Origin of the sequence: Microbispora hainanensis (genome assembly GCF_036186745.1) — a bacterium.
Classification (GTDB): Bacteria; Actinomycetota; Actinomycetes; order Streptosporangiales; family Streptosporangiaceae; genus Microbispora.
Map to the genome: position 1 here is coordinate 1,925,703 of NZ_CP108086.1, position 20,632 is coordinate 1,946,334.

The window sequence follows — 20,632 nt, forward strand, 5'->3', positions numbered from 1 at the left end:
CCGTTCACCAGCCCACCGGTAGCACCGGTCGCGCAAGGTCCGGGCACTGCGCGGCCTTGTCGGCGATCTCGTCGGCCATGCCCGCGAAGTCCATGCCGCAGACGGTCTCCGGCGGTAGCCCGCAGTCCAGGGCGGTGCGGATCAGTCCTGCCAGGCTGTAGCGGGGATCGGCCGACAGCGCCCGTTCCACGGCGACGCGCGCCAGCGGTCCGTCTCCGGTGCGCAGTGCGAGGAACGCCAGCAGCGCGGCGGGAGGGGCGGCGAAGTCCGGTTCCACCCTGCGGGTGAGTTGGGTCCACAGCCTGATGTGGGTGTCGTCGTCGTATCGGCCGATCAAGGTCATGGCCGCGTCTCGGACGAAGATCGCACTGAGTCGGACGGCGAGCCTGGCGACCTCGTCGGCGGACAGGTCCTGTCCGGCCTGGGTGCGGTCCAGCGCGGCGGCGACCTGAGCAAGTCCCTCGTGATACCAGTCGTGATCGCCCCCAGTGGCAAGCAGGCTGCGCGCCTCGGCGCAGGCTTCCCGGGTGGCGGCCTGCACCTGTTCCCGGTCCTGTCCCCCGGCCGGGGCGAGCATGGCTTCGAGTGCCGCGCGGTTGGGCCGGGCAACATACCCGGCGAACACCGCCGCCGCGGCGGCCGGGTTGCTCCCCGCGTCGTACGGGACGCCGTCGGGTGAGCAGCAGTCGGGATCGGGGCAGGTGTATGACCAGTAGCGGCCGTCCTCGACCCGCAGCGCGTCGATCGTGTCGATCCCCGCATCCGACAGTGCGCCGCGTACCGCGTCCATCACGGGAGTGACGTGCCACCCGGGCCCGTACCCGATGAGCATCGCCCGTTCGGTGCCGTTGCGGGTGAGCAGGTCGGCGAAGCGCCGGGCCAGGTCGGGCGTGTCCTCGGAGTTGTCCGGCAGGTCGAAACGCATGCTGAACCGCAGCCCCCGGGCGGTGCTGTCAGGGTCGGCGGTGGGTTCGAACGCCATCGCGATGATGCTGCGCTCCGGGTAGAATCCCAGCATGTAGGGCACGATCGCGATGAAGTCCGCCGGACGGCTCAGCCGCACCGTGTGATCCAGACCAGAGGTCATAAGTGTCCTCCTGAACATGAAGAAACCCCCGGCGCGGTCAGCCGAGGGCGATGGAATGAAGAAGGGCGGGGTCAGCAGCGTTCGATGCGGACGCCGCCGCGCGGTCCAAGGAAGATCCGCCGATCGGGGTAGTCGAGCCCGTCGGCGGAGCCGTACAGCCTGATTTCGCAGTCGTCCCCCACGCACGGGGTGAGGACGTCGGCGGCCTCGCGGTGAGCGAACGCGAAGGGCGAGCGCTGCCAGTAGCCGTACCGGTGCCGATCGGACAGCTTGCGCCGGGCATCGGCCAGGGAAGAGAACTCCTCCAGATCATCCGGCTGTGGTGAGCCGTACCCGTTGCCGCCGTGCCAGAGCCCGTACCAACGTCCCATGATCGTGCCCCCCCTCAGGTCCGGGCCGGGCAGCCGGGCGAGGCGTGGTCGCCGCCGCAGTAGCCGCACCACTCGTCCATGGCGTAGATCGACAGCTCTTCGGCGTACCGGTCGCGCCACTCCAGCTGCGCCCTGGTGTAAGCCTCGGGCTTTCGCGACGAATTTGAGCGGGCTTGATCGTTTACATGAGAAAAGTGCCTTTGAGCTGGGAGGATTGGGCTTGTCGAGAGTCCTGTCCGCACCAGTTCAGAAGGCACTTTCCAAGTGAAGACTATCGCGTTGCAGCGCAAGATCGTGGTGTCCGCCGACGGCTCGGGACTCGTCTCGCAGGCCGGTGGGCTGCTGTTGCTGGAGACGTTGCGGGTCACCGGCCTGGGCAGGGAACTATCGGCGCAGCTGGAACGGTGGCGTCCGTCCCGGGCGGTACACGACCCGGGCAAAGTCATCGCCGATCTGGCCCTCACGCTGGCGTTAGGCGGGGACTGCCTGGCCGACATCGCGATGCTCCGCGCTCAGCCCGAGCTGTTCGGCCCGATCGCCTCCGACCCGACCGTGTCCCGGGTGATCGACCGCCTGGCCGCCGACCCCGTCCGCGCGCTTAAGGCGATCCGCGCCGCCCGTGCCACCGCCCGGCAGCGGGCCTGGGCCCTGGCCGGCCCCCACGCCCCCGGCACCGACGGCCAGCTGATTCCCCTCGACATCGACGCGACCATCGTCATCGCCCACTCTGACAAGCAACAGGCCGCGCCGACCTGGAAGAAGACCTTCGGGTTCCACCCGATGACGGTCTTCGCCGACCACGGAGCGACCGGGGGCGGGGAACCCTTGGCGATCATGCTGCGGCCCGGCAACGCCGGATCCAACACCGCCGCCGACCACATCACCGCCACCCGGCTGGCGCTGGCCCAGCTTCCCAAGCACCGCCGCCGTCAGGTACTGATCCGCGCCGATTCCGGCGGCGGCACCCGCGAGTTCCTCACCTGGCTGTCCCGGCCCGGGCGGCGGCTGTCGTACTCCATCGGGTTCGCCCTCACCGAAGAAATCCAGGCCGCGATTCTGGCTCTGCCCGCGCAGGCGTGGACGCCCGCCTACGACTCAGGCGGGCAGGTACGGCCGGGTGCGTGGGTGGCCGAGCTGACCGGCCTGGTGAAGCTGGACGGCTGGCCGAAGGGCATGCGCCTGATTGTGCGCAAAGAGCGCCCGCACCCGGGCGCGCAGTTGCGCTTCACCGACATCGACGGGCACCGCTTCACCTGTTTTGTCACCGACACCCGCCGCGGTCAGCTCGCCGACCTGGAGCTACGCCACCGCCGCCGCGCCCGCTGCGAAGACCGCATCCGCGCCGCCAAGGACACCGGGCTGCGCAACCTGCCGCTGCACGACTTCGACCAGAATCAGATCTGGTGTGAGGTCGTCGCCCTGGCCTGCGAACTCCTGGCTTGGATGCAGATGCTCGCCCTGGATGGGCCGGCCCGCCGTTATGAGCCCAAACGGCTGCGGCTTCGCCTGTTCGCCGTCGCCGCCCGCCTGGTCCGCGGCGGACGCCGCCTACGCCTGCGCATCGCCGCGTCCTGGCCCTGGGCCGGCCAACTGGTCACCGCCATCACCCGGCTCCAAGCACTCCCGGCACCGACCTGATCCGGCACCAAACCGCCCCGACGACCAGGAAGGACACCCCGCGGGCCCGTGGAACCCCGTCCACCCGGCGCGACAGCCGGGCCACCAGGCTGACCACGACCGCGATTTCACACTCCAGCCGAACCGCTCAGCCAGCGACCTGATGAACGTGAAAGATCGAGGCTAGAAAACGCACTTCAGGGGGGCCTGACTCACAAGCTCGAAGTGGGCCGCCCTTATCAAGAACTCGCCGATCTCCAAGGCCCGGACTATCGAAGCCCGGCACACGGCATCCCCGCCGACTCGCTCTGCGGCAACGCCCCGTTCTCGAACCGCTGCGCGCCAGAATTGGAGTCTCTGACCCGCCCAGGTCCTGGCTACTCCCGGGACAAAGCCCTGGAGATGGTCCGAACGCGGTATGAGCGGTTGCCGCCATTGATGCGCCACACGTTGCCGCGCCTGCTGGCAGACGTGCGTGTCCGGGCTACGTTCGCCGAACTCCGCAGCGAGGGTTGGAAAGACTGGCATCTCCTTACTGCTCTGGCCAATCTCATCGTCAACACGCGGGTGGCGGCGAAGTGTGGCACACCGACCTGGGAAAGCGCCGACTCCTATAAAGATCTATTTGTTACCGAGATGAACAGGCCCGAGGAAACCGATGACCCGTCCGTGGCTACAGACGTAGTGACACGGAAGGCTCTCAAGGACGCTCTGGATCTGTCCGTAATGTCAACGGTGCATAGCTGGGGTTTGGAGATCCATCTGTCGTCCGTGGATCCGGGCGCTGTCCTCAAGATTCTCGGTGAGCGCTACGGATACTGGACTGACGACATTGACCACGAGGATTTCTTCCTCAAGTAGGCCGCTCGGACCAAGTCTTGCCGTGTGAAGCAGCATCAGACAAAGGTTTCTGTAGGACCATGATGCCGACCGTTGGGCAGACGCCCGAAGGCAAGGTCGTAGGCGTTTGAGTACGCACCGCAACTGCCGTGCCCATGACGGCCAGATCCCGGGTCGGCCAGGACCGCGTCTAGATCTGCGAACAGAGGTGGGGAAGCCGGCCAGTTGCTAAGACTAAGCAGCCCACACCGCCACTGCGGGCGCTCGCCGCCTCACCGTCATGCGCGACCGGGCGCTCGATCCACACCTTTGGGTGCGACTGGCCCGGCATGATGCCGTCCCGTCTCCAGCTCAGCCACGAGGCTGGCTGGAGTGGAGCGCATCGTGCGTCCTCGGCAACGCTAGCCTGCTTATGTTGTTCCCCTATTCGACCGCGCTGGAGGCTGATCATGGCCCGGTATGAGACGGTGAAGGCCGCACTGGAAGGTTTGACTGATGATGCGCTATTTGAGCGGATCGCCTTCGTGTACCTCCAGGCCCGACACCCCGAGCTGAGGCTGACATCAAGTGTGGCGGACCTGGGGCGTGATGCTTTTTCTCGCCCGCTTTTTGGCAAGCATGACGAGATCGTCGGATTCTTCAGCCTTGAGAAGTCCTGGACCCAGAAGCTGCAACGCGAACTCGGGAAATACGACGATCCAGCCGTAAAGCGACCCAAGAAGGCAATCTTCGTCACCAATAGGAGAGCCCGCCAGGCCGATCAGAAGCGCTGGAAGGAAAAAGCTGGAGTAACATATAAGATCGCGCTAGAGATTGTGGACCTGACCGAGCTCGAGATGGGCTTTGAATCGGACTCGCTAATCAGCTACGCAGAGCATCTCCTTGGAGCCGCACCCCGGGTACCACGCGTCGTCCTTCCAGGCGATATCTACCGCGAAAAGATGATCGCTTCGATTCCGGGGTTTGCTTCGCCAGTGGTCGGCGACCGCGGGACACAAGACGCTATCAGGGCGTGGTTGAGGGAATCCACACGCCGGATCCTGGTCGTAGAGGCGCCTGGTGGCCTCGGCAAGACACGTTCTGTCATGGACGCTGTCGATATCCCACTCCTGGTGGCGGTCCCTGGGGCGTCGTTTGCATCAGAGGCGGCAGCCAGAGTCACGCTCGACGAGCCTTGCGTGCTCCTATTTGACGATGCCCACAAAACGGCGGATCTGTCAGGATTGGCGACGCTGCTCTCCGACCCCCGCTACACCTCAGTTCGTGTCGTGCTAACCACGCGGCCCGGCCTTGGCCGCGGGGTTCTATCCCGCGTCGGCGTCAGCCCAGACGATGATCAAGTGGCCTGGCAAGGCGTGGCAATTCTGGAGCGTGGCGAGATCGATGCGATCATCACCGCACGCGGAATCGACAATGAAAGCTTCCGAACCTTTGTCATCGGGCTTGCCCAGGGCAACCCTCTAATCGCACACACCGCTGCGGAGATCGCCGGCGCGAACGGGGTGTTCACCTCCGGCGACGTTCCGGATGTCATGCGGCGGTACCTGAACAATCGCCTGGGCTCTCTGACCAAGAACCACGTCGCGGTCGCAACAGCGATCGCCTTGCTGGTTTCAGGCAACGAGGACCAGATCGCCTCACTCGCTGGAGCTATTACAAACCTACCTGCCGACGTCACTGAAGTCCGGGAACTCCTGGATGACCTACAAGACAGCGCCATCGTTACCGGACCGCCGTTCACGGTACGTCCAGATATCGCTGGCGCGGTGCTGGTTGCCAACGCTTTAGCGCAGCCCAACACTCCGAACCTTCCAGGCCATCGTCCTCATCTTCAGATACAGTCAGCGCTGGCCGTCCTCGTGGCGACCGCGACGAATCGACCAGAGCTGGCAGCCTTTGATCCGTCGCTGACATCCGGAATCGCATCAGACCTAGCTCGACAGTTGGCTGTCCTCGCCCAAGCAGCCGTATTCGCCGAGGCCCGTGACGCACTTCTTCTCCTTCGAGCGACTATCCTCCGACTGATCCACACAGGGCCGGCACCGGCTCTCCCGGTTACTCGGCGGCGATGGCGAGATGTCTTCAGCATCGCGGGCCAGGTGGGCGCCTTCATTCCTAGCCTGGTCGATGATCTCGTGCGAGAGCTTGCAATCGTCTGGCCCCTCCCAGCCGATTCGGCGCCAGCGCCATACGGGATCGGCAATAGGGAAATCTTGGGAGCCGCAGCGGCTGCGAGCGGATCGATCGTCGGCGCTGATGAGGATTCGGTAACCTACGCGGCCCTCTCGCTGTTTACGTTGGCCAGTCTCGACCCAAGCCCCGACTCGCTGGCCCTCAATCGTGGGCCGGCTGACGTGCTCGCGCAGTTGGCCGATCCTCCAACTCAGATGATTGCATCGGTATTTCAGCGTCGGGCAACCATATTGCGCGTCCTGGGTGAGCGCTGGAGCGATGAATCCCTTATCCCTGAGGCGAGGGTGCGGATAGCGCATGCGCTGCTACACGCCCTTCCGGCCCTGGGCGCCCCCACGGTAGAGCATCGGCAATTCGGGACGGTTACCAACGCAATGGAGTTGAGTCTGCGTGCGGGGGCTCTCCCAACGGATGATCGCACCAGGCAAGTTCTGTCCCTGGCTGCCGATCTCGCCGTCGAGATACTCGGCCAACTTACCGATGACGGGTTACAGGAGCTTGTGACAGCCATGCGCGAGCTTCGCGCCCGTGGCCGCCGAGGCCTACCATTCGGTGGTGGCGCACTAGATGCCCAGCTTCTCGACATGGTTGATGATGCTGTGGACCGGGTGGAAGCCGCGCTGGCAGAGAGGTGGCCTTCCCTGCCACTTATCGTGCGTCATCGTGCAGTTTCTGCCCTGCTTGCCGTTCCTCGCCGCGGAACGGACCCGACTCTAGAAGCACAGCGCGCGGCAAACTCGCCCATTGCTCGCATTGCCCTCGACGATAACGAACTGCGCCTTTTGCTCGTGTTGTTTCCGGCCGATCGACCTCCTATAGGAGACTATGAGGCCACTTGGCGCGAGCGCGTCGAACGGGCAGCAGAGCTGGCCCGGCAGCTTGGACCAGACGGCGCCTTCGAGCTGCTCGACGCACCTGCTGTTGATGAACTTGTGTATTCCGGCATCTCTCCTGCGCCTATTCAAGCCTTTGCCATTGAACTAGGCCGTCGACTTGGGTCCGCTGCTGCACTGCAGCGCGCTCGAAACCATGCTCGCCAACTGTCCAGGAAAGGCGTGCAGGTCTGGCTTCCCGCTTTAGCCCAAGGCGCGCTCAAGGATTCCTCCGACGTTATGGAGTGGGTGGATCAGCTCGCCACAGAGGCAGGAGCGAAAGGTGTAATACTCGTGTTGCTTCCTGCATTGGATGCTGTCGACGAATCAGTTGAACGAATCCTAATGCAGTCGTTTCTACGAGTACTCGCTCCTATTCTCGGAGATACTGTGCCGGCATCCGACACAGAGCCCATTCTGCCTGCGGCATCCGTGGAAGATCGCGCTTCGGGTGTGAGAGAGCTAGTTCGTCACGTCAATGGATGTCCGCGGCTAGTTCCTGACGAGAAGTTCGCCCTACTGGTGCGCATGGCTCTTCACGGGCCACACCAGGTGCTGCCCGAAACTCTCAGCCATGTCTCGTTCAGTACGTCAACGCGCGAACAAGCCGACGACCTCGGGCGCGTACTACAACGTCGGCTAGGTCTTGCCAGTCAAGAGAATGACGATGGGCTCTCTGCAGGCTGGCAGTCGCTCGACCTTGATCACGATCTGGCTCTGGCGATTGGTCAGTTAGGAAAGCTCAACCCCGAGGCTCTGGGTAATTTACTCGACCAATGGCGTGCTGCCTGCACAGCCGAGAACTCTACAGCCCAACCGCTCGTCCCGCATGCATGGGGACAGCCACTACGCGACCTGCCCAGGGAATCACGAGAGGCAGTAACCCGCCACGTGCTTCAATGGCTCGCCCCATATGAACGCGACTCACTCCAGGAAGAAACAATAAGCCTCCTCTGGCTTATCGGAAATGACACCGCAACACTTTTCGACCAGGCGCAGGTATGGGAACAGGGTACTCCCGAACAACGTGCCGTCCTCATCAGCCTTCTCACGCGAGCCTGGAAAGATGTGCGCTACGTAGCAATCATTGCCCGTCGAATCGCAACTGGCCTTTCAGCCAGGGACATCGATGTGCTCCACCAGAGCCTCATCCCTATGACTATCGGCCCCGATCTGCCGGACGCGATCGTCCGCCGTAAAGCTGACCTCCGCCCTCTGATCGAGCATCCCTCTCCCCGCGTGCGCGACTTCGCTGAACGAGCGATGGCCGAACTTGATCATTTAGGACACCGGTGGCGGATCGAGGATGAGCAAGATCGGAGGGGATACGCGGGCCCTGGCCTACCCTGATGCCCTTATCCTTCGAAACTTGCGTCGGCCAGTTCACCAGCGAGGCCAGCCTTCTTGACCAGGCGGCCCCACCGGGGGCTGCGGGCGAAGGCTCGGGCGATGGCGACGCCGCTGGGCAGATCGCCGTCTGCCTGACTCTTCTGCTGCGCCCACCGCCAGGCCTCTCGCTGGAGTGTCCGGCCATTCCCATGAGCCTCAGCAGGCAGTTCGGCGTTCTCCTGCTGCTCGCCTTGCTGCTCGACGGGGTCAACATCCGCATCGGTGGCAGGTTCAGGGGCCGACAGGTCTTGGGCCTCTGGCTGCGCTCGCGCGAAGCGGCGAATTTGGGACATCAGGAGTTCATAACTGCCGATCAAGGCGAGGGACGGCCATGCGGCGATCAGCCGGCCGATCAGACTGGGTTCAGCGACGGCGACGTTCGCTCCGAGGCTGGCCAGGCTGCCGACCACGAGCAGGCTCCAGGCCAGGAGGCCGCCACGGGAGCCGGACCGGTTGGCCAACAGGATGGACATCGAGGCGACGACGATCAGGCCGTCGACGGCGAGAGGGGTGAGCACCGCCGCCAAGCGGTCCTCACCATGGCGCAGGCAGAGCTCGTGCATGTGCCTGAACGACACGACGGCCGCGATCAGCGCCAGTAGCGCGACACCAGCGATCGTCGCACGTTGGATGCGGCGAACAGCTTGAGTACTCGGCTCTCCCACCGCTCAGCCCTCCCGACCAGGGAGAACGAGTGTGGTGGACGCCGCGAAGGGTATGTACGTATCGAGCGTGTCCCCCCTCGGACACGAACCTTTTCATCATGTGAGGGCTGAGATTCACCTCGGCCCTCACTTTTGCTTTGCCCAGGGATGGGCCTGACTTGGCTCACGTTTCAAGATTGTCGCTGAGCGCGAGGCGTTGACCTCGTGGTTCCCCGTCGGGAACGGCGAAAAGTGCGCACTAAATCGATCATGTCTCTACCCTGGTGGCCGTGTCTCCGTACGTGCGGACGGTGAAGACGGCCTCAGGCGCCCGGGCGGTGCAGATCGTCTACTCCTCCCGCCGCGGATCGCGGGAGATCGAGCACATCGGGTCGGCGCACGACGACGCCGAGTTGGAGACGCTCAGGGCGGTGGCGCGTCAGCGGCTGGCCGCCGGCCAGCAGGAACTGGACCTGGGGCTGGACGATGGGCCGATGGCGGGCGGGCCGCTGGAGATCGTCAGCTCGCGGATGGAACACCTGTGGGACGCGCTGTCCCGCGCCTACGACACGCTGGGGTTTGCTGCCGCGGCCGGGGGCGATGAGGTGTTCCGGCAGCTGGTGCTCGCGCGGGTGATCGAACCGACGAGCAAGCACGACAGCCTGCGCGTGCTCGGCGAGGCCGGGATCGATGCGGTGTCGTATGCCACGGTGAAGCGCCGCCTGCCGGACTACGCCGCACCGCAGTGGCGCCAGGCCCTGGCCGGTGCATGCGCGGCCCACACCCGCCTCGGGCCGGCCAGCCTGGTCCTCTACGACGTGTCAACCTTGTACTTCGAGACCGACGCCGGGGATGGGTTCCGCGAGCCGGGCTTTTCCAAGGAACGCCGCCTGGACCCGCAGATCACGATCGGGCTGCTCACCGACTCCTCCGGGTTCCCGCTCATGGTGACCGCCTTCGAGGGCAACAAGGCCGAGACCCACACCATGCTCCCGGTGATCGAAGGGTTCATGGCGGCCCACCACCTGCCGGACGTCACGATCGTGGCCGACGCCGGGATGATCTCCGAGGCGAACAAGCAGGCCATCGAAGCCGCTGGGCTGTCGTTCATCCTCGGCATGAAGATCCCCGAGGTGCCGTATGTGGTCAAGCAGTGGCGGCGCGAGCACCCCGGCACCCCGATCCCCGACGGGCACATCTTCATCCAGCCCTGGCCGTCGGGATCGAGCCGGCCCCGCCGCGACCAGATGATCTACTACCAGTACCGGGCAGAGCGGGCCCGGCGCACCCTGCGCGGCATCGACGAGCAGGTCGCCAAGGCCCAGCGCGCCGTCGACGGGCAGGCGCCGGTCAAGCGCAACCGGTTCATCAGGCTGTCCGGCGCTACCAAGAGCGTCAACACCGAGCTGGTGGACAAGGCCAAGGCCCTGGCCGGGCTCAAGGGCTACATCACCAATCTCGCCGCCTGCCCGGACGGGACGCCCATCACCGCCGAGTTCGTCATCAGCTCCTACCATCGGCTGTTCGAGATCGAAAAGTCCTTCCGGATGAGCAAGCACGACCTCAAAGCACGGCCGATCTACCACCACAAACGCGAGTCCATCGACGCGCACCTGACGATCGTGTTCGCCGCCCTGGCGGTCGGCCGGTGGATCGAGGCACGGACCGGATGGTCGATCAAGAAGTTCGTCCGCACCGCCCGCCGCTATCGCACCGTCCGAATCCAAGCCGGCAACCACGTCCTGACCGCCGCCGACCCTCTGCCCACCGACCTACGCAACGCCCTCAAGCGGATCCGCAGCCCCGAAGGTGCGCACTAAATTGAGCCAACTCAGGACGAGTGTGGTGGACGCCGCGAAGGGTATGTACGTATCGCCTGTGTCCCCCCTCGGACACGAACCTTTTCATCATGTGAGGGCTGAGATTCACCTCGGCCCTCACTTTTGCTTTGCCCAGGGATGGGCGACACGATGCCCCCGGCGCCGCGGCGCGGACGCCTGGCACAGCCGGCTGTCGACGCGCCGGAGGACGGCGTCCTCAGGCAGGTAGACGTTGCGCGGGTGGTCGCCCTTGTCGCCCAGGGCGCGGCGACGACCTGACACACCTTTCTCCGGCAGATTTCCGGCGGTCAGCGCAGGATTTCCGTGCCCTGAGCTCGATCTTCCCCTCTGATCAGGCTGAACCACTCCGACTTTCGTGGAGGCCCTGAAGCCAGCATCATCTGCTGGCGGAAGGGAGAATCACGTCACGATGCCAGCCCCGAGGAAGTATCCCCAAGAGCTTCGAGAGCGCGCGGTGCGCATGGTCTTTGAGGTCCGCCGGCAGACCGGCGGTGCCCCCGGCGCGATCGCCCGGGTGGCCGATCAGCTCGGTGTTCACCGCGAGGCATTGCGCGGGTGGGTGCGCCAGGCCGAGATCGACGAGGGGCAGCGGCCGGGCACCTCGACCACCGACGCCCAGCGGATCGCCGAGTTGGAGCGCGAGGTGCGCGAGCTGCGCCGCGCCAACGAGATCCTCAAGGCCGCGGCCGCTTTTTTCGCGGCCGAACTCGACCCCCGGCCGCCCAGGTAGTCGCCTTCATCGACGCTCACCGCGGCGCTTTCGGCGTCGAGCCGATCTGCCAGGTGTTGCAGGTGGCGACGTCGACGTACTACGCGGCCAAGTCCCGTCCGCCCTCAGCCCGGCAGGTGCGGGACGCCCAGCTCATGGCCGAGATCACCACGGTGTGGAACGAGAACTTCGAGGTGTATGGCGTGCGCAAGATGTGGAAGGAGCTCAACCGGCGCGGCACCCGCGTGGCCCGCTGTACCGTGGCCCGGCTGATGAAGCGCCTGGGGCTGGCCGGGGCGGTTCGCGGGGACCACAAGCGACCGACCACGATCCCCGATGCTCTCATTGACCGGCCCGCCGACCTGGTCAAACGCGACTTCACCGCCCCCTCCCCCAACCGGTTGTGGGTCGCCGACCTGACCTACATCCCCACCGCGTCGGGGTTCGTGTACGCGGCGCTGGTGATCGACGCGTTCTCGCGGATGATCGTCGGGTGGCGTCTGGCCGATCATCTGCGCACCGACCTGGCGCTGGACGCCCTGGAGATGGCCATCTGGCGTCGCGGAGACGGACGGCGGCTGGAGGGCCTGGTGCACCACTCCGACCGCGGCTGCCAGTATCTGTCGATTCGCTACACCGAGCGCCTGTCGGGTGCCGGGGCGGTCTGCTCGGTCGGATCTCGAGGGGACAGCTATGACAACGCCCTGGCCGAAAGCACCATCGGGCTGTACAAGACCGAGCTGATCCACCGGCGCGGCCCGTGGAACGGCCTGGACGACGTCGAGATCGCCACCATGGAATGGGTCGACTGGTACAACAACCGGCGCCTCCACAGCGCCTGCAACGACCTTCCACCAGCCGAATTCGAGACCCACTACCGAACCCAAACCGCCCCGGCTATCCTCACCCCAGCCAGCTAACCCGGCCTCCACGAAACTCGGCGCGGTTCAGGCCTCCATCAAAACCGGGGCAGTGCACAACTTTCAATGAATAGGACATCTGGCGGTAACCAGGGAGGTAGATCCTGTTCAGACAGAAACACTGGAGGAGGAACGCGTGGACGCCGATCAGCCAGGCCAGGGGATGGAAATGGATCACTCCAGCATGAAGGAGAGTGGCCAGGCCATCTACAGCCAGGGCGGGGAGCTCCTCGATGAGATCGCCCCTCTCCAGAAAGAGCTCGCCGCGCTGCTGCCCTATTTCGGCAGTGACGAAGCGGCTCGGCTCTTCCGCCGTGGCGCGGAAGGGAAACCCGGCTTCGAGAGCGCCCTCGAGAGCATGACAGAGGCGCTGACCAACATGAGCAAGTCGTACGAGGCGATCGGCTCGTCCGTCAGGCAGATGAGTACGAACGTCAAGGCGGCCGACTACGCGAGCATGGCGGACAAGAACGCGGCCATCCGGAAACTGGTGGAGTACGCCGAGCGCACGGACGACATCAGCACGCCCACCACGTCTGTGAAGCTCGACTGAGCCATGGCCTTCGGAATCACGGCGAAAGTGACCCTCGGCGCCATGGGCGCCGCCGGCGCGGCGGGAGGCCTGTCCGGCGCGCTCTCGCCCGAGACGCTGTTCGGCGTCTCATACCTCGACGGGGATCCCGACAAGATCCGCGAGGCGGCCGACCGACTGGACATGATCGCCGATGCGATCGACAAGCACTTCCAGCAGGCGCACGAATCCGCCCAGAAAGTCTGGCAAACCAGCACCGACGACGCGGCTGCGGCGTTCCGGAGGTTCTGGAACGACGACTACGGCAAGGCGGTGCTCATGACCTCTGTCAAGGTCCGGCAGGCGGCCAACGCGTGCCGGGCCTACGCCGAGGTCATCGAGACGATCAACTACTTCATCGCATGCTACTGCGCGTACTCGACGATGGTCATGATGTGGACCATCGCCTACCAGCCGATCACCTGGAAGCTCTACCAGGCGATCATGCGGAAGCAGGCGAATCTGCTCATCTCACTCTCGAACAAGTGGGTGATCCTCCTTTTACCGGCTCTCGCCACCCTGGCGTACTGGGTGACGGACAGCCTGTTGTATCCGGTCGGCGAGGTGGCGATCCCGCTGGCGTTCAACACTGTGGCCGGCATCAAGACCGACATGTCCGGCGCCGATGTCCGATCGCTCGACTACAACGCGACCGCCTACCGTGAGAACTTCGTCGCGAACGTGGCCTTCAACGGAGTCGCCGACGGGACGGCGGCCGTGATGCGGAATATCCCGGGCCTGAAGTCGCTGGCCGCGCCCATCACCTTGCCGAACGGGGCCGAACTGAACACCGGCTCGTTCATCCCCCGCATGGCCGGTTCGACCGCGTACTCGATGACCCTGGACGTGCAGCATGGCGACAACCCGCTGCCGGGCAGCGAGACCGGGCTCACGGAGGACCAGATGTACCAGAAGTTCATCGTCCACGGCACCCGCAGCCTGATCCCGCGGATCAGGTGAAGCGGCGGCGATCCTCCTGCGCGCGCTCTTCCCCGAAGTACGGGCGCGCCACCTCGAGCAGCTTCCGCTCCGCGTCCTCGACCGCCCGCCGCGACGTTTCCATGATCGTGTCAGCCAGCTCCTGCGAGCCTGTTCTCATGGCCCGGGGATCGATCCGAAGCCCGATCAACTGCCCCGAGCCCGACACCCGCACCCTGATCTTCTCGTCCCGGCTCGTCGCCTCGCCGACCACCTCTCCGATCCTGTTCATGACATCGGAGAGCTCTCGCGATGTCGCCTGGAACTCCGCCTTGATCCGATCGAACTCGGGATCGCCAGAAAGAAGATCTGCCATGAGGCATTCTTACCTGCCTTCTGGTGAAACCCTGAGCGAGGGGTCAGCCGGGTGATGCGCGTACGGCGGGCGACCGCTCGCCCAGGTAGCGCCTTGGACCTGGGCGAGCGGGCGCCGTCGAGCTCGTGACCCGGACCTTGATCCGGTTTCGCGCACCTTCACTGATCTCGCCGGACATCGACATGATCAGTCGTGCGCCTCGGTGGCCGCACGATCGGGCCGCCGACCTCGGGCCCCCTCAGGGGAGGGTCGTGGTGCTCTGGCAGCGGGAAGGTGAGCCTGGACTCGTCGCCAGGGCGGGCAGCATGCTCATGACGCACCGCTCCCGGGCGCCGTTTCGAACAGCCGCCCGTAGCCGGTGATCCCCCGGGCGATCTCGCCGGCCCCGGCCAGGTGCAGGGCGTGCCAGAACAGCACCTGGTTGGCGGTCAGGACGGCGAAGTCCAGCTCCTGCTCCAGGGCGTCGATGACGCCGACCGCGCGGATGCCGTTCCCGGCGACCAGGACGGCGTCGGGCCGGTGCCCCGCGACGGTGGTGCGAATCCAGTCCGCCAGGGCGTGCGGGGTGATCAGCTTCTGGTTGCTGGGCAGGCCGCACGGGCCGTGGTGGACGACCGTGAAGCCCTGCTCGGTGAAGTAGCCGGCGCCGAGCCCGGAGAGCCGGTCGTCGAACCACGGCGGATTGACGATCGCCACCTTGCGGGCGCCGAGTGCGGCGAAGCCGGTCACGGCCGCAGCGGTGGTGCCGGTCAGCGGGATGCCGCGGGTGTGGCGCCCCAGCCGGTCGAACAGCTCTTTCTCACCGCTCGCTCCGAGGACGTAGGCGGAGCTGGTGAAGCCCAGCGCGATCACGTCGAGCGGGGAGGCGGCCAGCAACTCCACCGCGTGGTCGATGTGCGGCGGCTCGACGAAGGCCCGCACCGGGTCGTGCGGAATCTTCGGGTCCATCTCGCCGCCGGCTCGCATGGCGCCGAAGTGGACGCGCGAGCCGTGCAGGAACACGTCCTCGGGCGCGATCACCTGAAACTCCGACTCCGGGCCCACGTCCGCGTGCGGTACGACCAGGCCGATGCGCGCCCGGGCCTCCCAGCCGTCCTTCTGTGCTCGGATAGTGTTCATCTCGGCGTCTCCTCGTCGTCGGGCCGGGTCAGGCGGGCGCCTCGGCGGCCAGCGAGCCGCCACGGACCGTGCCGGTGCCGGCGGCGCTCAGGAAGTTGGGGTGCTTGCGGCGCATGTTCTCCATCACGAACTCGTAGGGAACGTCGTCGAAGCCGCCGTGGTCGGCCAGGAACTCCATGCTCTGGCGGCCTTGGTCGTCGAAGGGGTGGTACAGGCTGTCGGCGGTGCCGTCGAACTCCAGCGGCTTCATCCCGTACAGGCGGCACAGGATCTTGTTGAAGACCGGGGTGGCCTTGACCCATCTGCCGTCCACGTAGACGGAGTTGAGAGCGTGGAAGAAGACATCCCCGCCGACGTGGGCGCGCAGCCGGTCGGAGGCGAGATGGTTGCGCACATCGCCGTAGTGGACCCGGGCGGGAATGCCCACGGCCCGGCAGGCCGCCGCGTACAGCGTCGACTTGTGCAGGCAGAAGCCCTCGCGGACGGACGCGGTGTGGCTGGCCCGCAGTCCCTGCGGGGACAGATCGGCCCCGTACACCTCGTAGAGGACGTCGTCTCGGACGGCGTAGTAGAGCTCGACGGCCAGCCGGCGCTTGTCCGCGCCGCGGTCGCTGACCGCCTCGTCGATGAACGACTGGACTGAGTCGCTCTCGTAGTCGAGGAAGCCGGTGGGCGCGGTGAGCCGTCGGAGGTCGCCCGAAGTCGCTGCGTTCATGGTCACCCTTTCGTCGGCTTTCGGCTCACAGACCGAGGAGGGAGGCAATGCGGTTGCGCTGGATCTCGCTGGTGCCGGAGTAGATGGTCCCGCCGATCGCGTTGCGGACGTCCCGCTCGATGCCGGTGGCGGTGAGATAGCCCTGGCCGCCGAAGATCTGGACGGCGTCGAGCGCCGTGCGCTTGTTGGCCTCGCTGACCACGATCTTGGTCGCGGCGATGTCGAGCGTGGCGTCCTGGCCGGCTTCCACCTTGGCGCCGGTGTCGGTGAGCCACTTGCGGGCGGTCTCCACCGCGATCTTCATGTCCGCGATCTTGTGAGCGACACCTTGGAAGGCACCGATCGGTGCGCCGAACTGGCGGCGGGACCTGGCGTACCCGAGCACCCGCTCCAGACGGTGTTCCATCTCGCCGAGCGTGAGGGAAAAGGAGAAGAGGATCTCCCGCTTCATCACATAGTCGAGGATCAGGAAGCCGGCGCCCTCCTGGCCGATGCGCCGTGCGGCGGGCACACGCATCCCCTCGAACGTCACCTCGCTCAGCGGGGAGGTGCGCAGCCCCATCTTGTCGAGCGGCTCGCCTACCCGGAGACCGGGGGTGTCTCGCTCGACCAGGAAGACACTCAGGCCGAACGGGCCGGGCTCGGCGGTCCGTACGTACAGCAGGAAGAGATCGGCTATCGGGGCATTGGTGATGAACATCTTGCCGCCGTCGATGACGTAGTCGTCGCCGTCGCGGGTCGCCGTGGTGGAGATGTTCAGGGCGTCCGAGCCGTTGCCCGGCTCGGTGATGGCGTGCGCGGTGACCAGATCGCCCGTGACGATCCCGGGCAGGAAACGGGACTTGAGCTCCTCGGCGCCGAACGCCTGCAGCGGGACGCCGACGCTGACGATCTGGGTGGAGGCGGAGAAGCCGAGGCCGATGTCGCGGCAGGTGCGCCCGAGGCCCTCCAGGGCGCGCATCGTGTCGGTCAGGGTGCCGCCGCGGCCGCCGTACTGCGTCGCGAACGGTACGGCGAGCAGTCCAGAGCGCTGGATTATCTTCCACTTCTCCCAGGGGAACTCCGCGCGGGCGTCCCACTCCTCGACATCTTGGTTGAGTTCGTCCGCCCAGGGGGCGGTGAGGGTGTACGGGTCCCATTCGATGCCGGCGGTGCGCGGTGCCGACGGTGCGGACGTCATAGGTGTGCCGCCTTCCGGTACGTCGCTGGTCGGGGCCGGGTCCGCCCCGCTGCCGGCGGGGCGGACCGGATCGCGGAATCTCAGTACTGGGAGAAGCCGTCGGAAGACAGCGTGTGCTTCTCGTCACCGCGCAGGGCCGGGGTGAACACGGAAACCAGCCTCAGATCCTCATAATCGGAGGCCACGAGGTAGTGGGCGTCGTGCTCGTTGAGGGCGTATAAGGTGCCCTCGGTGATCTTGAAGCGTTCACCGGACACGGTGACGATCTCGCCGGAGCCGCCGGTGCAGTAGCAGGCCTCGAGGTGACGGCGGTACTGCAGGGCGCTCGTGGTGCCCTTGCGGACCGAGGTCTCGCACACCGTGAAGCCCATGCCGTCGGCCTCGGTGAGCAGGCGGTAGCTGGTGCCGTTTCCCCACTCGACGGGGACGATCTCACTGCTGCTGCGGACAATCATGGCAGTCTCCTTATTGAGGTTGGTTGCCTTCCGGAAAATGTTCGGGAGATGCTCCAGGAGCGTCTTCCGGTCTTCCGCCCGAATTCGGACGCCGGCTCAGGCGGCGGTCTTCGTCGCGTTCTCGACGAACGCCGAAATGGCGCCGATGCTGCGGAAGCCGTCCGGGGTCAAAGGGATGTCGTCGGTCGGGATCGAGTAGGTCCGGGAAATGTGCGAAACGATCCGGACCACGCCCAGGCTGTCGACGACACCGCTGTTGATGAGATCGAAGTCCGAGGTCAGCTCCGCCGTGTCCTCTCCGTCGAGGAACTCGGCGACGATGTATCCCCGTATTTCGTCAACCAGGGAGGTCATGCGCGGTTCTCCTTCTGTCGTGCTGACTTGATGAGATTGCGGTCGGGTTTTCCGGTGGATGTGCGCGGCAGCGGGGCGTCACCCACGTGCACGGAGGACGGGATGGCATGGCGGGGCAGGCGCTCGGCGCTGTGCAGGCGCAGTCGCAACGAGGTGAGCGAAGTGCCGGGCCGACGGGTCACCTGGGCATGCAGCCGGTAGCCGGCCTCGGGGTCGGGGATCGCCACCACGGCGGCCTCGGCGACGTCGGGGTGAGCCGCCAGGACGTTCTCGACCTCCTGCATGTTGGTCCGCACCCCGCGGACCTTGACCTGGAAGTCGGTGCGCCCCTTCAGCCAGTACAGGCCGTCTGCGTCCCGGGTGACGAGGTCGCCGGTGCGGTAGAAGACCTCGTCGCCGCCGTCGGGAGCAGGCACGAACACCCCTTCGTTGCGGGAGCGTTGCAGGTATCCGGAGGTCTGGAACGGCGTGCTCACGAGAAGTTCACCCGTACCGGGACCGTGAAGGACCTGGCCCTCGTCGTCGAGCAGCAGGGCCCGCACCCCGGGCAGCGGCCGGCCGATGGGGATCCGCTCACCGGCCTCCGCAGGGTCGGCGTCGTAGATGAAGCTGTCGTTGGTCTCTGTGCATCCGAAGACGTTGTGGAAGCCGGCGTGGGGGAAGGCGGTGCCAAGCTGCCGCAGCAGCGCCTGCGGCAGCGCGTCCCCGGTGAAGATCACTGTGCGGACCGCCGGATGGATCGCGCCGTCCTGGGTGAGCAGCCGGTGCAGCATGGGCACGCCCTGCACGAAGGTGACCTTGTGCCGGGTGACCAGTTCCTGCAGGTGACGGGCGTCCGCGCTGAACTCCTGTTCGACGAGAACGGCTCGGGCGCCCAGCCATAGCGGGGTCCACACATCCAGCAGGGAGAGGTCGAAGTTCAGGGGGGCGTAACTCAGCAGCGTGTCCTTCTGGGTCAGGCGGAACCGGCCGGTCGCCCAGTCGGCGAACCGGTCGAAGGCATCGCCAGGGATGGGGACGATTTTCGGCGTACCAGTGGAACCGGAGGTGGTGAGCAGCAGCGGTGCGGTGGCGGGGTCCACGGCGTCGAAGTCCCGTGCGGCCTGCTCGTCCGGCACGACCGGGGCGGTGGCAAGGACCCCCTGGTCATCCACGGTCAGCACCCGGGAGCACCGGGCCTGCGCGGCGAGCGCCGCACGGGCGGTGGAGCCCAGTTCGGGCGAGGGCGCAAGGACCGCGTAGCCGGCCCGGAAGGCGCCGATGAGCAGGGCGATCGTCGCGGGCGTCTTGTGCGCGGGCACGCACAGCGGCTGCCTCCGGTCGAGCCCGAGACTGTTCAGGACACCGCACAGGTCCTCGGCGACGCCGGCCAAGTGGCGGTACGTCACCTGCTGCTCGCCCCGGATCAGGGCCACCTGATCGGGCCGGCCTCGGGCGTGCGCGGCCAGCGCATCAAGAAGGCGTGGTGATGGCACGGTTTCCCCCATTCCTGCATCTGTTCATGAGAGAAGCGATTACAGCGGAGGCGGACGGCGATCGAGTCGCCAAAGAACTCTCGGTGCCTGCGGCCATAGCGCGACCGACCCGGCATCACGACCCGGCATCACGACCCTGTGATCGAGCCGTGATCAACTGTACCTTCGATCAATGCATAGTCAAGCATGTATTTTGATCCGATTCGTCAACCGTCCGGAGGTACTTGACTGCGCATGTTTACGGTCGGGCTGCACGATGAGGTCGCACCGGTTTCACGGGTGCGGGCCTTCCGGCTCGGTGTGGCGACCAGACCGGAGCGCCGGCCGGCAAGCCCTCAATGCGCGCCCTCAATGCGCGCCCTCAATGCGCGACTGAAACGCCCCGCTGACCGAAACCGGTCATCTTCGCCCGCCCCACGCACGAAAACGCCGAAAGCCGTCCCGGGGGACGGCTTTCGGCGGGCGATTCGTCCGGGGGCTCAACCCGGAAAGGGGAAACGATGCCGCTCAGACCGCGCCGCGCAGCGCCTGGACCGTGCTGCCCAGCTCCGGGGTGGCACCGGCGGTGTTGAGCGCCGCGCTGAGGACCTCGGAGTAGGTGCCACGCGCCTCGGCGTAGCGCTGTCTGCCGGCATCGACGATGACGGCGTAGACGCCGCGCTTGTCGTCGGGACACACGTCCCGGACGGCGAAGCCGGCCGAGAAGAGCCGGCCGACCAGCCGGGTCACCGAGCTCTGCCCGAGCCCGACCTTGTCAGCGAGCTCCTGCATGCGCAGCTCGCCGTCCTTGGCCTGGACGAGACACTCCAGGGCACGGAATTCGGAGAGCCCTATTCCGTGCCTGCGCTGCAGGGCCTGGGTGAGCTGACGCTCCACCTGCGCGTGCAGGGTGAGGACCCTCCCCCACACGGCCTGGTCGGACGAGGCGGCCGGCGCCTGAGAGATCGTGGTCATGAAGCAGCTCCATCTCGGGCAGCGCGTTGACA

18 protein-coding genes and 1 other annotated feature are annotated in these 20,632 nt (G+C 66.1%); of the genes, 7 read left to right on the plus strand and 11 right to left on the minus strand.

The window, feature by feature from the left end; genetic code table 11:
• Positions 1–4 precede the first annotated feature (4 nt).
• Positions 5–1,087, minus strand: coding sequence for a DUF4192 domain-containing protein (locus OHB01_RS08740; RefSeq protein ID WP_168066575.1), 1,083 nt, complete (start codon positions 1,085–1,087; stop codon positions 5–7).
• A 71-nt stretch (positions 1,088–1,158) separates the two neighbouring features.
• Positions 1,159–1,458, minus strand: a complete 300-nt coding sequence (locus OHB01_RS08745; protein ID WP_142652112.1) for a hypothetical protein — start codon at positions 1,456–1,458, stop codon at positions 1,159–1,161.
• 264 nt (positions 1,459–1,722) lie between these two features.
• On the opposite strand from OHB01_RS08745, the gene OHB01_RS08750 reads away from it, so the two are divergent.
• The 3 genes from OHB01_RS08750 to OHB01_RS08760 all read left to right on the plus strand — a co-directional run bounded on the left by OHB01_RS08750 (position 1,723) and on the right by OHB01_RS08760 (position 8,330).
• Positions 1,723–3,096, plus strand: a complete 1,374-nt coding sequence (locus OHB01_RS08750) for an IS1380 family transposase (RefSeq protein WP_147945574.1) — start codon at positions 1,723–1,725, stop codon at positions 3,094–3,096.
• Positions 3,097–3,300: 204 nt separating this feature from the next.
• On the plus strand, positions 3,301–3,936 hold the full coding sequence (locus OHB01_RS08755) for a hypothetical protein (protein WP_328855199.1): 636 nt from the start codon (positions 3,301–3,303) through the stop codon (positions 3,934–3,936).
• A gap of 428 nt (positions 3,937–4,364) precedes the next feature.
• Positions 4,365–8,330: a hypothetical protein gene (locus OHB01_RS08760; RefSeq protein ID WP_328855200.1), complete on the plus strand. Its 3,966-nt coding sequence runs from the start codon at positions 4,365–4,367 to the stop codon at positions 8,328–8,330.
• A gap of 5 nt (positions 8,331–8,335) precedes the next feature.
• Here OHB01_RS08760 and OHB01_RS08765 read toward each other — a convergent pair whose 3' ends face one another.
• Positions 8,336–9,034, minus strand: coding sequence for a DUF2637 domain-containing protein (locus OHB01_RS08765; RefSeq protein WP_328855201.1), 699 nt, complete (start codon positions 9,032–9,034; stop codon positions 8,336–8,338).
• Between the two features lie 269 nt (positions 9,035–9,303).
• Between OHB01_RS08765 and OHB01_RS08770 the strand changes: the two genes are divergently transcribed.
• From OHB01_RS08770 to OHB01_RS08785, 4 genes are all read left to right on the plus strand, one after another.
• Positions 9,304–10,833 (plus strand): IS1634 family transposase, encoded by a 1,530-nt coding sequence (locus OHB01_RS08770; protein WP_419197557.1) that lies wholly within the window; start codon positions 9,304–9,306, stop codon positions 10,831–10,833.
• A 430-nt stretch (positions 10,834–11,263) separates the two neighbouring features.
• Positions 11,264–12,483, plus strand: a protein-coding gene (locus OHB01_RS08775; protein ID WP_328853951.1) for an IS3 family transposase whose coding sequence is annotated in 2 segments (ribosomal slippage) — positions 11,264–11,543 and positions 11,543–12,483 — 1,221 coding nt in all. Because the reading frame shifts where the segments join, the coding sequence is not laid out codon by codon here.
• Positions 11,542–11,655, plus strand: a sequence feature (AL1L pseudoknot). (Overlaps the previous gene by 114 nt.)
• A gap of 136 nt (positions 12,484–12,619) precedes the next feature.
• A complete protein-coding gene (locus OHB01_RS08780) occupies positions 12,620–13,036 on the plus strand; it encodes a hypothetical protein (RefSeq protein ID WP_142651668.1) in 417 nt (138 codons plus the stop codon).
• A gap of 27 nt (positions 13,037–13,063) precedes the next feature.
• The gene (locus OHB01_RS08785) at positions 13,064–14,014 is read left to right on the plus strand and encodes a hypothetical protein (RefSeq protein ID WP_328855202.1); all 951 of its coding nucleotides are present in this window, start codon (positions 13,064–13,066) and stop codon (positions 14,012–14,014) included.
• Here the strand turns inward: OHB01_RS08785 and OHB01_RS08790 are convergent.
• The 8 genes from OHB01_RS08790 to OHB01_RS08825 all read right to left on the minus strand — a co-directional run bounded on the left by OHB01_RS08790 (position 14,007) and on the right by OHB01_RS08825 (position 20,600).
• Positions 14,007–14,348: a YbaB/EbfC family nucleoid-associated protein gene (locus OHB01_RS08790; RefSeq protein WP_142651670.1), complete on the minus strand. Its 342-nt coding sequence runs from the start codon at positions 14,346–14,348 to the stop codon at positions 14,007–14,009. The two genes, OHB01_RS08785 and OHB01_RS08790, sit on opposite strands and share 8 nt — an antisense overlap.
• A 309-nt stretch (positions 14,349–14,657) precedes the next feature.
• A complete protein-coding gene (locus OHB01_RS08795) occupies positions 14,658–15,467 on the minus strand; it encodes a maleate cis-trans isomerase (RefSeq protein WP_142651671.1) in 810 nt (269 codons plus the stop codon).
• Between the two features lie 28 nt (positions 15,468–15,495).
• Positions 15,496–16,182, minus strand: a complete 687-nt coding sequence (locus OHB01_RS08800) for a transglutaminase-like domain-containing protein (RefSeq protein WP_142651672.1) — start codon at positions 16,180–16,182, stop codon at positions 15,496–15,498.
• Between the two features lie 25 nt (positions 16,183–16,207).
• Positions 16,208–17,362: an acyl-CoA dehydrogenase family protein gene (locus OHB01_RS08805; protein WP_142651673.1), complete on the minus strand. Its 1,155-nt coding sequence runs from the start codon at positions 17,360–17,362 to the stop codon at positions 16,208–16,210.
• Positions 17,363–17,442: 80 nt separating this feature from the next.
• Positions 17,443–17,817: an ectoine synthase gene (locus tag OHB01_RS08810; RefSeq protein ID WP_142651674.1), complete on the minus strand. Its 375-nt coding sequence runs from the start codon at positions 17,815–17,817 to the stop codon at positions 17,443–17,445.
• A 96-nt stretch (positions 17,818–17,913) separates the two neighbouring features.
• On the minus strand, positions 17,914–18,171 hold the full coding sequence (locus tag OHB01_RS08815; protein WP_142651675.1) for a phosphopantetheine-binding protein: 258 nt from the start codon (positions 18,169–18,171) through the stop codon (positions 17,914–17,916).
• The gene (locus OHB01_RS08820; RefSeq protein ID WP_328855203.1) at positions 18,168–19,646 is read right to left on the minus strand and encodes an AMP-binding protein; all 1,479 of its coding nucleotides are present in this window, start codon (positions 19,644–19,646) and stop codon (positions 18,168–18,170) included. Before OHB01_RS08820 ends, OHB01_RS08815 begins: the two co-directional genes overlap by 4 nt.
• A 507-nt stretch (positions 19,647–20,153) precedes the next feature.
• A complete protein-coding gene (locus tag OHB01_RS08825; RefSeq protein ID WP_142651677.1) occupies positions 20,154–20,600 on the minus strand; it encodes a MarR family winged helix-turn-helix transcriptional regulator in 447 nt (148 codons plus the stop codon).
• Between the last annotated feature and the right edge of the window lie 32 nt (positions 20,601–20,632).